Source organism: Testudinibacter sp. TW-1, from assembly GCF_050613185.1.
Classification (GTDB): domain Bacteria; phylum Pseudomonadota; class Gammaproteobacteria; order Enterobacterales; family Pasteurellaceae; genus Chelonobacter.
The window spans coordinates 1,724,694-1,736,872 of the sequence record NZ_CP192511.1; the positions used below are offsets into that span (position 1 = coordinate 1,724,694).

The following is a 12,179-nucleotide window of genomic DNA, read 5'->3' on the forward strand; positions in this document are numbered from 1 at the left end:
TTATAGCGCCAATTCGGCTTGATCGCCGTTGCTTTGCAGCCAGTTTTTACGATCTTCCGAGCGTTTTTTCGCCAGCAGCATATCCATTAACTCCAATGTTTGATCAACGCTTGTTTCACCTTCGCCGACCGCACTTTGATCCAGAATATCGCCGGTTTGATAGGTCAGCTGCACTAAACGGCGGGTGTTCGGATCCATGGTGGTTTCGCGCAGTTGTAGCGGATTCATTTCGCCCAAGCCTTTAAAGCGTTGTACGTTCGGTTTGCCGCGTTTGCCTTTTAAGCGATCCAAAATACCTTCTTTTTCGCCCTCGTCTAAGGCATAAAATACCTCTTTGCCCAGATCGATCCGATACAGCGGCGGCATTGCCACATACACATGTCCTTGTTGCACCAATTTCGGGAAGTGGCGCAGAAACAGGGCGCAGAGCAAGGTGGCGATGTGCAAACCGTCGGAGTCCGCATCGGCGAGGATACAGATTTTGCCGTAACGCAGTTGCGACAGATCGTCGCTGTCGGGATCGATCCCCAAGGCGACGGCAATATCGTGAATTTCGTTGGACGCCAACACTTGGTCGGACGCCACTTCCCAAGTGTTGAGAATTTTACCGCGTAACGGCAGGATCGCTTGGAATTCACGGTCGCGCGCCTGTTTTGCCGAGCCGCCGGCGGAATCCCCTTCGACCAAAAACAGTTCGGTTTTAGCCAGATCCTGACTGCTGCAATCGGCGAGTTTGCCCGGTAAGGCAGGGCCGCTGACCAATTTTTTACGCACCACTTTTTTTGCCGCGCGCAAACGGCGTTGTGCCGAGTTGATCGCCATTTCCGCCAGCAGTTCCGCCTGCTGTACGTTTTGGTTGAGCCATAAACTAAAGGCGTCTTTCACCGTGCCGGCGACAAAAACCGCACTTTGGCGTGATGACAAACGCTCTTTGGTTTGTCCGGCGAATTGCGGATCTTGCATTTTCAGCGACAGCACATAAGCGCAGCGCTCCCAAATATCATCGGCGGTCAATTTCACCCCGCGCGGCAACAGATTGCGGAATTCGCAAAATTCGCGCATGGCATCAAGCAAACCTTGGCGCAAGCCATTAACATGGGTGCCGCCTTGTGGCGTTGGAATTAAATTGACATAACTTTCGCCCAACAAGTCACCGCCGTCAGGCAGCCACATCAGCGCCCAAGTGACCGCTTCGCTGTCGCCGCTGAATTCGCCGACAAACGGAATGTCGGGAATAGTGCTAACGTCCTGTACGCTCTCTTGCAGGTAATCGGACAAGCCGTCTTGATAGCACCAACTCTCTTGCGTGCCATTGACTTTATCAATAAAGCTGATTTCCAATTTCGGACACAGCACCGCTTTGGCGCGCAACAAATGGGTTAAGCGCTGCACGGAAAATTTGGCGGAATCGAAATATTTCGGGTTTGGCCAAAAACGCACGGTGGTGCCGGTGTTGCGCCGCCCGCAGCTGCCGATCACTTGCAGTTCTTCGATTTTTTTGCCGTTGGCAAAGGCGATTTTGTAGATTTCGCCGTTGCGTTTCACCGTCACTTCGACCCGATCCGACAATGCATTCACCACCGAAATCCCCACGCCGTGCAAACCGCCGGAGAACTGGTAATTTTTATTGGAGAATTTGCCGCCGGCGTGCAGTTTGGTCAGGATCAGTTCGACCCCGGAGATTTTCTCAATCGGGTGAATATCCACCGGCATACCACGCCCGTTATCAATCACTTCCAATGATTGATCTTCATGTAAAATCACTTCGATTTTGTCGGCGTGTCCGGCGAGGGCTTCATCAACGCTGTTGTCGATCACCTCTTGTCCCAAGTGGTTCGGACGCGTGGTGTCGGTGTACATGCCGGGACGCAGTTGTACCGGTTCCAGATCTTTCAGAACGGTAATATCGTCGGCTTGGTAATTGGATGTGGTTGCCATATCAACTTCTTTATTATTTCAAGGTTAAAAATAAGGATAATTCTATCAAACCCGAAGGGGATCAGGGAATCTTAATTCTCGCTTTAAGCCGGAAAGGTGTTTTAATTTGAGTTGGCTACGGAAAAAGTCTTTTTACATTTAGCGTTTCCCGATAAAATACATATACTTTCATTACGTGATTATTCATAATTAATTTTAAAAGAAAACACATAACTTTAACGGTATCAGAAAAAATGAATCTGATTAAAATCCTGCTGACTACAGGCGTATCACTGATGTTGAGTGCTTGTCAGGGCGATGGTATAAAAAAATGGAACAATACCACAGGCGCTTCGCCTGTGATGCGTGTCGGCAGTGATACGGAAAATGTGGTTAAAATCTCTTATGCGCTCGGCGGCGCGCAAGGCGCGGAGCAGAATCAAGATCACGCTGTCCGCTTGCAGCAAGCCAGAGATTGGATCAATCGGATTGGCGCCGAAAGTATCACCGTTGAAGAGTTGCAGCCGATTGAATTAAAGAATATCGATACCGTCAATCCGAATGCCTACCTGTATATTGATGAATACAGCGTCCGTTTGGGCAAAGTGCGGATCGGGAAAGGGAAGTATCACCATTTGAGGATTGCCGCGCTGGGTTCCGGCGATAAACAGCATATTTATTCCGACTTAACCGTCTATAATTGCCGCGAACGCAAAAGTGTGACGGCAATTGTTTATACCTACACCGCCAACAACGGAGAAACCAAAGCGTTTGCGCCGCAACCCAAATGGCATGAACCCGGCCGTGGTAGTGCGCAGCGTTGGCTATTAAACGCGGTCTGTTCCGCCACGTTGATAAAAGAAGAAGACGATTCCCCGGTTGTGGGTTACAGCGTGCTATTGAATAAATTAACGGATGATTTTTAATTAAGCCGACGCGCATAGAGTATGGCATAATAATCAGTATGATGTGCTGTGTTGAAAAAAGGACACCGGTGTGGCGCTAGATTTCAATTATTCTATCTATATTCAGTTTTTTATCGGCTTGGTGGCAGTGGTCAATCCCTTTGGCGTGCTGCCGATTTTCGTTGGTATGACGTCTAACCAATATGAAGCCCAACGCAATAAAACCAATTTAACGATGTGCATTTCGGTGGCGGTTATTTTGTTGACCAGCCTGTATCTGGGGCAGATTATTCTCAATTTGTTCAATATTTCCCTCAACGCTTTCCGTATTGCCGGCGGGATTTTGATCGTCTCGATTGCGATGAGCATGATCAGCGGGAAACTGGGCGAACAAAAACAGAATAAAGAAGAGAAAAGTGCGGATCTGTCCGATTACGGCAATATCGCGGTGGTGCCGCTGGCAATGCCGATTATGGCGGGGCCGGGCACGATCAGCTCGACCATTGTGTGGGCATCGCGCTATCACACTTGGTTGGATTTTATCGGTTTCACTATCGCGATTTTACTGTTTTCCCTGTTTTGTTATTTCCTGTTCCGCTCCGCGCCGTTTGTGGTTAAAACGCTCGGTTCGACCGGCAGCAATGTGGTCACGCGGATTATGGGCGTGATCTTGATGGCATTAGGCATTGAGGTGGCGGCGGCAGGGATCGGCAATCTCTTTCCGGGTTTGGTGCAGTGATGAAAACATTCTCTTTAATCGGCAGATTTAAGCGCTCCCCCTTAAAGTGCGGTTTGCGTTATGCGTTGTTTTTGTTGTGTTTCGCTTCCTTGGGCGGTTGCGATTGGTGGGCGCGATTAACCGGCGGGCAACCTGAAGATGTCGCGCCGAAAACCGAGCCGTCGCTAGACGAAAACCGTCAGTTGTTAAAACGCGGGCTTTATCTTCCGGCATTTAATTTGTCGCCGCCGCAGCCGTATGACGAGCTGCAATTGCCGCTATGGCAAGATTTGTATGAAGGGTTGGTGCGCATTGATAAACACGGCAAGTTGCAGCCGGCGGCAGCCGAATCTTGGCAGCGGCAGGATGATAAAATCTGGACGTTCCATTTGCGTCCTGATTTGCGTTGGTCAAATGGCGAACGGCTAACGGCACAGGATTTTGTGCAAAGTTGGTATGCCTTAGCGGTGCAAGGGGCGGATAATCCGCTCAGCGGCTATTTGCGTTTTATGGCATTGGAAAATGTCGAAGCGGTGTTGAAAAAAGAGGTCGGGGTGGAAATGCTCGGTATTAAAGCGCTCGACGAAAAAACCTTGCAACTGACCTTATCGCAAGCGGTGCCGTATTTGCCGCAAATGCTCGCTCATATTGCCTTATCGCCGCTGTATCAAGGCGAAGATAATGGTACGTTGGTGACAAACGGGGCTTACCATGTTTTATATAGTGGCGAAAAAGCGTTGCTATTGGAAAAAAATCCGTTTTATTGGGATACAAAAAATGTCGCCTTCCGTAATGTCAGTTATTCAGCGCTGGCAGCGGAAAATACGGATGATCAGGCGGAATTAGCGGCGTTGGATCTGTTTCCGCAAGTGGCAAATAATGCGGATTTGAGCAGGGGTTCTTCTCACATGCGAAGTATTCGACTGCCGTCATTATGTAATTATTATTATGAATTCAATTTCCGTCATCCGCAATTAAAGCAAAGTGCGGTACGCAAAGCGCTTGCCGGCATGATTTCGCTGCCGGAGATCGTAAATACGCTGCCCGGCAGCCGTGCCAATGCGAAGTTTTTGCCACGTCAAATGCAAGATCAAGAAAATACGGACGGATGGTCGCCAATCATTGTGGAACAGTTGTTGGCACAAGCCGGAGTTAACAGCCAAAATCCGCTGCGTTTACGTTTGGGTTATGATCAGCAGGGGATTCATCCGCAAATCGCAGAAAAACTGATTCGGATGTTGTCGCAATCGGATTTAATTCAAATTCAAGCGGAAGCCTTGACTCGTCAGCAGCTATTGGAACGGCGGGCGAACGGGGATTTTGATCTGATCCGTTCCGGTTGGTGTGCCGATTATCATGACCCGTCGGCGTTTTTCAGTATTCTGCATAGTCAAAGCGGGAATAATAAAATGGCGTTTGCCGATCCGCAGGTGGATGAATGGTTGCAAAAAAGTGTTGAAAGTGCGGTCACAGAAGCCGAGCGGCAACAACTTTATCAACAACTGGAAACCTTCATCAATCAAGAACAGCTGGTGCTGCCGTTGTTCCAATATTACGACCGCTATTGGATAAAAACCGATTTGGCGGGTTACGAAACCGGCAATAGTGTGATTTACAGTCAGGATTTATACCGGCGGGTTGGGAAGTAATCTAAGTGCGCATTTCAATGCGCTCTCAGGCTGATGACAAAGTCGTTTTCTCTCATAATTTCCCTCCCTCCGTATACGGAGGGAGGTGTCCGAAGGACGGAGGGAGGCATAAATCATTTTAAAAATGAATATGTTGCATTTTTATATTACCCCTCCCTCCCCATTTTTCTTGCGAAAAATGGTACTCCCTCCGCACGCGGAGGGAGAGAGGTAAGTTTGTCAGCAATCTCAAGTGCGGTTAAACCGCACTTTTGGCGGATGATAAAGTCTCTTTCTTTAATAATTTCCCTCCCTCCGTATACAGAGGGAGAGAAGTAAGTTTGTCGGCAATCTGAGGGCGCATTGAAATGCGCCCTTTCTGTGTAATGCTTGTGTGTAATTATTTGTGGTGGGATTATCGCTGGCAAGAACAACACACGCCATGGTCGTGATGGTGTTCCGATTCATCATGTACAATCAAATGTCCCATTTTTTCCGCTTTGGTCGCCAAGTACGCCGTGTTATAGCGATTTTCGCCGACATTGAGCGGCACCCGTTCCACCACATTAATCCCGGCTTGGCGCATGGTGTCGATTTTATTCGGATTATTGGTCAGCAACCGCACTTGCGTCACGCCCAATAACTCAAATATATCGGCGCACACCGCAAAATTACGTTCGTCGGCGGCAAAACCAAGCGCTTCGTTAGCCTCAATCGTATCCAAACCCTGATCTTGCAGGGAATAAGCCCGGATCTTATTGATAAGCCCGATACCACGCCCCTCTTCGCGGTGATAAATCAACACCCCGCGTCCGGCTTGGCTGATTTGGGTCAAGGCGGTTTCCAGCTGAAAACCGCAATCGCATTTTAAGCTGTGCAGCGCGTCGCCAGTGAGGCATTCGGAATGAATGCGCGCCAACACCGGCTCGTCACTGTTGCCAATATCGCCCATCACCAACGCCACGTGTTCTTTATGCGTATCGGGAAATTCGAACCCGACCATACGGAAAATACCGAATTTGGTCGGTAATCTCGCTTCTGCAACTAATTGAATTTTAGACATAACCACGATTCCTCTATTTTTATTATTCGTTAGCAGCATAAGTATAGCGCCTTTCCCGAGTGTTGCTTATCTCTTTTTTTGATATAGATCCGATAGCCGTGACTGATTAAGACTAATCGATGATTTTGTCGAATGAATAGACCACTTTTTTGCAAGAACGTGCGTTGCGTTAAAGAAAAATAGTTTGATTTTAGGTAAAATCGGCAAAAAACAACGAAGGAGTAGGAAATGTATTATTACGGTTTGGATATCGGCGGTACAAAAATTGAGTTGGCGGTATTTAATCAAAAATTGGAAAAATTGCATTCGGAACGAGTGGATACGCCGAAAGAGGATTATTTGGAATGGATTGAGGCGGTTGCCGGCTTGGTTGAAAGAGCCGACAGCCGTTTTGACTGTAAAGGCACGGTGGGGATTGGTTTGCCCGGTTTTGTGAATGCGGAAACCGGCTTGGCGGAAATTACCAATATCCGTGCGGCGGATAATCGTCCGATTCTTTTTGATTTAAGCCGACGGCTTGAGCGCGAAGTGCGGGCGGAAAATGACGCCAACTGTTTCGCCTTATCAGAAGCATGGGCGGAAGAAAACCAGCAATATCCTTTTGTATTGGGCTTGATCTTAGGCACGGGTTTTGGCGGCGGTTTGGTATTTAACGGTAAAGCCCATTCCGGGCATATCGGCATGGCGGGCGAACTGGGACATATGCAACTTAATTATCACGCGTTAAAGCTGCTCGGCTGGGATAAAGCGCCGATCTACGAGTGCGGTTGCGGTAATCGCGCCTGTTTGGATACCTATTTGTCAGGGCGCGGCTTCGAGATGTTATACCGTGATTTAGAGGGCGAAGCATTGTCGGCAAAAACCATTATCGAACGTTTTTATGCCAATGATGAAACTGCGCTCAAATTCGTGCAGATGTTCGTCGAATTGGCGGCGATCAGTATCGGTAATATCATTACCGCACTTGACCCGGATATGATTGTGTTGGGCGGAGGCTTATCGAATTTTGATTATTTATACGAGGCGTTGCCGAAAGCGTTGCCGGCGCATTTAATGCGAAGTGCGGTCGTGCCGGTGATCAAAAAAGCCAGATACGGCGATTCCGGCGGGGTGCGTGGTGCGGCGGCGTTGTTTATGAGCCGCTAATATTTTTCCCTCCCTCTATTCTTCGGACAGACCCTCCGTTGGCGGAGGGAGGGAAGAGCAATATATCAAAGTACGCCGCTTGCGGTTTCTAAAATTACCTTGCCTTCACGCACCGTCAGTTTTTTCACCATACTCTTGATCAGATTCTGGGTTTGATTGTCGGCGTCCAAGGTATACACCGGAAATTGGTTTAGCAAGGTTTGCAGCGTGCCGTTCAGCATTGGCATAATCAGTTGCAATTGAGCCGCGTATTGTTGCGGCTCGGACGACCAACGCAGTATACGCAGATTTTTCAGATAAACCGAACCTTGCTCGGCGTTATATTCCGGTTCGACATCAAACGCCAAATTAATCCGGCTGTCGAATTGTTTGTCATTGTATTTAAAACCGGCGCTGACAATCCCGTCCAGCTCGATTTTATTGCTGTCGTTCTGCCCGACTTTTGCTTGCATTTGATCCACTTGATAGCGGATATTAATAATGCCGGGCAGATTGAATTGATCATTAAAGCCCAGTTTTTGCGCTAAATAATGGTTGATTTGCGCTTCGCTGATTTCAAAATTGCCGGCTTTACTTGATAGCGATACCAACAGCAACAGTAAGGCAAAAAACGGGGCGAATAGCATTTTGCTGGTGCGCATTTGCAGCATAAAATATCCTTGAAGGTTTAATTTGATCAAAAAAAAAGATAGAATGAAGCCATTTTACACAACACTCCGGATAACCGCTTGGTTTTGACTTTATAAGGAATGCTATGAAACACTCTATCACAAAAGCCGCATTATTATCAGCCGCACTGGTTTTGACCGCATGTAGCAATTTGACCGGCGAAAGCGCGACAAGTTCAACCTCGTCTGCCGCCGACACGGCACTGGCACAGTCTTTTGCCCAATTGGAGCAAGCGGCAGCCGCGCAAAACAGCTTTCAATACCAATTGGACAACGATGTGTATAAAGCCTATTTAAGCGGCGGCAGTATCACTTACGCGACTCAACAAACCAACGATGGCAATAGCAAAGTATTCTATAGAAACGGAAAGTTGTACGGCGTACAAGATTCCGGCGGCAACTATGAATTTGACGCTGCCGGTAAATTAATTGTTGCCCTGAATAGCAGTGGCAAGCCCCTTGATTTATCGGCGGATGCGTTAGCCAAAAAACAAACCGAGCTGACCGCACTTGGCAAAAAATTAGCCGCAATGCTGGGTACTAATGCCGCGGATCGCGGGGTAGGCGCAGTGCGCACCGGCGGCGATGCTAAATTGAATTACTTATGTATTGCTAAAATCCAACAAGTGGCGTCGACCAAACGCGTGTTCCGCAGTTCGGCGAATAAAGCCAACAGCAGCAGCCGTTTGACTGCCGATGTGCGTTTGAACGGCAACCAATTCTATAATATGGATTGCCAGTTGCAAGGCGAGCGTGTTGCCAGTCTGACGCTGACTAAAAAATAATTGAGTTGGGATAGGCGGCAAAGAGCGGTCTGGCGCCAGACCACTCTTTTCACTTACTCTATGAAAAGCTTAACAGAAACGATTAATCAGGTTTTAAGCGACAATAAAGCGGCACGGGTGGTGTCGTTTTATTTTGGCAATAAAAAATATTGGCTGAAACAGACCGAACGCACGCGCGGCTTTATGCGCTTGCTCAAAACCAATCCGCAACAGGCGTTACGACACGAAGTACAAGCGTTACAATATTTGAATAAAGTCGGCGCGCCTTGTGCGAAATTGGTCGAATTCGGTGATGATTACTTAGTGTTGCAAGATGTCGGGATGACCGCCAATCAATGGTTGCACAACACCGCGTTTGATCAAACGCAAAAACAGCGGGTGTTGAATGATTGTGCCGTTGCCTTGGCAGAACTGCACCGATTAGATTTGGTGCACGGCAGACCGGCAACCCGTGATATGGGGTGGGATAATGGCAAAGTGCGGTTTATTGATTTTGAATCGAAGCTGGATATTCGACGCTTGCAATGGAATAAAATCCGCGATTTATTGATTTTTATTCATGATCTGTATCGCAACGGCACGCTTTCGCAAACGATGATTGAAAGTGCGGTAGCGGAATATCGTCGCCATGGCGGTGAAACGGTGTGGCGGCAAGCGATTCAATTGGTGAATAAACGTCGGATGTTATACTGTTTATTCAAGCCGTTTTATCCGATTGCCGGTAAAGATTTATTGGCGAGCTTGAAACTATTCGAATATCTGTTGGGAGAAACTTCAGTATGAAATGGATTGTGTTAATACTTTGCGTTTTGTCGATCGCTGCTTGCAGCAATAGCGGAGTAAACGGCAGTATCGGCGGTGGCAGCCTTGGCGTCGGCGGCTCTATCGGCATTTCCGGCGGTATCGGTTTTTAAAGGATTGGCTTTTAAAACCGCACTTTGCATGGCACAATGCAAGAAAACCGATTTAAAATGGCTTTTCTTGCGTTGGAAACTTGCTATTTGATAACGAAGTCATTACAATACGCGCATATTTTCGGACGCGGGGTGGAGCAGCTTGGTAGCTCGTCGGGCTCATAACCCGAAGGCCGTCGGTTCAAATCCGGCCCCCGCAACCAATTGAAACCGCACTTGTGGTTTTAATCGAAGCCAGATGTAACGGGGCTTTACTTTCGATTACGTTAGTAAAACCGGTTCAAGCCTATGAAGCCCCGATATGGGGTTTTTTTGTGCAACAATTTTGACTGTTCAGCCGGTGCTGGACAATGAAAATGGGCGATTAGCCCTTTTTTTATATCTTATTTTTTTCGTGTGTTATCTCAATCGGGGGTTGTCTTGGCAACATTGGAACAAAAAATACAGGAACTGGTGCTGGATTCTGTCGAAGCACTCAACTGTGAATTAGTCGGCATTGAATGTCAGCGCAGCGGACGTTTTTTGACCGTGCGCGTTTATATTGATAAAGACGGTGGCGTGAGTGTCGATGATTGTGCCGATGTCAGCCGTGAGGTGAGCGCGATTATGGACGTGGAAGACTTAATCGCCGACAAATATAACTTGGAGGTTTCCTCCCCCGGCTTGGATCGACCGCTGTTTACCTTAGAACACTATCAGCGTTTTATCGGGCGGCAAGTGGCGGTGCATTTGCGCGTGCCGGTGTTGGATCGCCGTAAATGGAGCGGCAAGTTGGAAAGTGTCGCAGGCGATATGATAACCCTGACAGTTGATGGCAATCCGCAGGTTTTTGCCTTTGGTAATATCCAAAAAGGCAACATTATTTATCAATTTAAGAATTGACGCAGCACGGCAGGCGACGCTTGCATTGATGAAAACGAGATTTTATTTAGAGGCAAAAATGAGTAAAGAAATTTTAATGGCGGCGGAAGCCGTTTCAAACGAAAGATTGTTACCACGCGAGAAAATTTTTGAAGCGTTGGAAAATGCGTTGGCGATTTCGACCAAGAAAAAGCGTGAAATGGATATTGATGTCCGCGTATCCATTGACCGCAAAACCGGCGATTTCGAAACCTTCCGCCGTTGGTTAGTGGTGGAAGAAGTGACCGCGCCGACCAAAGAGATTACACTGGAGGCGGCGCGCTACGAAGATCCGGAAATTCAATTAGGCGATTATGTTGAAGACGAAATCGAGTCGATTGCCTTCGACCGTATCACCATGCAAACCGCACGCCAAGTGATTAGCAGCAAAATCCGTGAAGCGGAACGCAACAAAGTATTGGAGCAATTCCGCAGCCAAGAAGGTGAAATCGTGACCGGCGTGGTGAAAAAAGTCAGCCGTGATGTGATCCAGCTTGATTTGGGCAACCAAGCGGAAGCGGTGATCATGAAAGAAGATATGTTGCCGCGTGAAAATTTCCGCCCGGGCGACCGAGTGCGTGGCGTGCTGTATCAAATCAAGCCGGAATCGAAAGGGGCGCAATTGTTTGTAACCCGGGCCAAACCGGAAATGATTATCGAGCTGTTCCGTATCGAAGTGCCGGAAATCGGCGAAGAGCTGATCGAAATCAAAGGCGCGGCGCGTGATCCGGGGTCGCGTGCCAAAATTGCGGTGAAAAGCAATGACCGCCGCATTGATCCGGTCGGCGCATGTGTCGGTATGCGCGGTGCGCGCGTGCAGGCGATCACCAACGAATTAGGCGGTGAGCGTGTCGATATTGTGTTGTGGGACGATAATCCGGCGCAGTTTGTGATTAATGCCATGGCACCTGCCGATGTCAGTTCAATCGTGGTGGACGAAGATAAACATGCGATGGACATCGCAGTGGAAGCGGCGAATTTAGCGCAAGCAATCGGACGCAACGGTCAAAACGTGCGTTTGGCAACCCAATTGACCGGCTGGACGCTGAATGTGATGACCACCGATGAATTAGCGGAAAAACACCAAGCGGAAACCGGTAAGTCGTTGAATCTGTTTGTACAACATTTGGATATCGATGAAGATTTCGCCGGGTTGTTGGTGGATGAAGGCTTCAGCAGTTTAGAGCAAATCGCGTATGTGCCGAGCGAAGATCTGTTAGAAATCGACGGCATGGATGAAGATTTAGTCGAAGAGTTGCGCAACCGTGCCAAAAACGCGCTGACAACCATCGCTTTGACCGAGCAGGAAAAATTGACCCAGTCCAATATTCAGCCCGAGCTGTTGGAATTGGACGGCATGGATCGTCATTTAGCCTTTAAATTAGCGGAAAAAGGTATTACCGACCTGGAAGAATTGGCAGAGCAAAGTGTTGATGACCTGTCGGATATTGAAGAATTAAGCGCGGAGAAAGCGGCAGATTTAATTATGGCGGCGCGCAATATCTGCTGGTTCAACAATGCGGAATAATTAGGGG

Annotated in this window: 12 protein-coding genes and 1 tRNA gene; 10 read left to right on the forward strand and 3 right to left on the reverse strand. The window is 48.2% G+C overall.

From position 1 onward, the window contains the following. Positions 1 to 1,938: a DNA topoisomerase IV subunit B gene (parE, locus tag ACQ31U_RS08290; RefSeq protein ID WP_431051072.1), complete on the reverse strand. Its 1,938-nt coding sequence runs from the start codon at positions 1,936 to 1,938 to the stop codon at positions 1 to 3. 233 nt (positions 1,939 to 2,171) lie between these two features. On the opposite strand from parE, the gene ACQ31U_RS08295 reads away from it, so the two are divergent. The 3 genes from ACQ31U_RS08295 to ACQ31U_RS08305 all read left to right on the forward strand — a co-directional run bounded on the left by ACQ31U_RS08295 (position 2,172) and on the right by ACQ31U_RS08305 (position 5,189). Further along, positions 2,172 to 2,843 carry a hypothetical protein gene (locus ACQ31U_RS08295; protein WP_431051074.1) on the forward strand — a complete coding sequence of 224 codons (672 nt, stop codon included), beginning with the start codon at positions 2,172 to 2,174 and terminating at the stop codon, positions 2,841 to 2,843. A gap of 70 nt (positions 2,844 to 2,913) precedes the next feature. Then, positions 2,914 to 3,561, forward strand: a complete 648-nt coding sequence (locus ACQ31U_RS08300; protein WP_431051076.1) for a YchE family NAAT transporter — start codon at positions 2,914 to 2,916, stop codon at positions 3,559 to 3,561. Beyond that, positions 3,561 to 5,189 carry a peptide ABC transporter substrate-binding protein gene (locus tag ACQ31U_RS08305; protein ID WP_431051078.1) on the forward strand — a complete coding sequence of 543 codons (1,629 nt, stop codon included), beginning with the start codon at positions 3,561 to 3,563 and terminating at the stop codon, positions 5,187 to 5,189. The genes ACQ31U_RS08300 and ACQ31U_RS08305 overlap by 1 nt, the downstream gene beginning before the upstream one ends. A gap of 394 nt (positions 5,190 to 5,583) precedes the next feature. Here the strand turns inward: ACQ31U_RS08305 and ribA are convergent, their stop codons facing one another. Further along, complete coding sequence (ribA, locus tag ACQ31U_RS08310) at positions 5,584 to 6,231, reverse strand: GTP cyclohydrolase II (RefSeq protein WP_431051080.1); 648 nt, start codon at positions 6,229 to 6,231, stop codon at positions 5,584 to 5,586. Positions 6,232 to 6,459: 228 nt separating this feature from the next. On the opposite strand from ribA, the gene nagK reads away from it, so the two are divergent. Beyond that, on the forward strand, positions 6,460 to 7,377 hold the full coding sequence (gene nagK, locus ACQ31U_RS08315) for an N-acetylglucosamine kinase (protein WP_431051082.1): 918 nt from the start codon (positions 6,460 to 6,462) through the stop codon (positions 7,375 to 7,377). A gap of 65 nt (positions 7,378 to 7,442) precedes the next feature. On the opposite strand, the gene ACQ31U_RS08320 is transcribed toward nagK, so the two are convergent. Beyond that, entirely contained in the window at positions 7,443 to 8,027 is a 585-nt protein-coding gene (locus ACQ31U_RS08320; RefSeq protein WP_431051084.1) for a DUF1439 domain-containing protein, read from the reverse strand. A 104-nt stretch (positions 8,028 to 8,131) separates the two neighbouring features. On the opposite strand from ACQ31U_RS08320, the gene ACQ31U_RS08325 reads away from it, so the two are divergent. The 6 genes from ACQ31U_RS08325 to nusA all read left to right on the forward strand — a co-directional run bounded on the left by ACQ31U_RS08325 (position 8,132) and on the right by nusA (position 12,172). After that, positions 8,132 to 8,830 carry a hypothetical protein gene (locus ACQ31U_RS08325; protein WP_431051086.1) on the forward strand — a complete coding sequence of 233 codons (699 nt, stop codon included), beginning with the start codon at positions 8,132 to 8,134 and terminating at the stop codon, positions 8,828 to 8,830. 60 nt (positions 8,831 to 8,890) lie between these two features. Further along, positions 8,891 to 9,613, forward strand: a complete 723-nt coding sequence (locus ACQ31U_RS08330; RefSeq protein ID WP_431051088.1) for a phosphotransferase — start codon at positions 8,891 to 8,893, stop codon at positions 9,611 to 9,613. Next, complete coding sequence (locus ACQ31U_RS08335; protein WP_431051090.1) at positions 9,610 to 9,744, forward strand: hypothetical protein; 135 nt, start codon at positions 9,610 to 9,612, stop codon at positions 9,742 to 9,744. Before ACQ31U_RS08330 ends, ACQ31U_RS08335 begins: the two co-directional genes overlap by 4 nt. Before the next feature lie 126 nt (positions 9,745 to 9,870). Next, positions 9,871 to 9,947, forward strand: a tRNA-Met gene (locus tag ACQ31U_RS08340). Between the two features lie 217 nt (positions 9,948 to 10,164). After that, a complete protein-coding gene (gene rimP / locus ACQ31U_RS08345) occupies positions 10,165 to 10,626 on the forward strand; it encodes a ribosome maturation factor RimP (RefSeq protein WP_431051092.1) in 462 nt (153 codons plus the stop codon). A 58-nt stretch (positions 10,627 to 10,684) separates the two neighbouring features. Beyond that, a complete protein-coding gene (gene nusA, locus ACQ31U_RS08350; protein WP_431051094.1) occupies positions 10,685 to 12,172 on the forward strand; it encodes a transcription termination factor NusA in 1,488 nt (495 codons plus the stop codon). Positions 12,173 to 12,179: the final 7 nt, after the last annotated feature.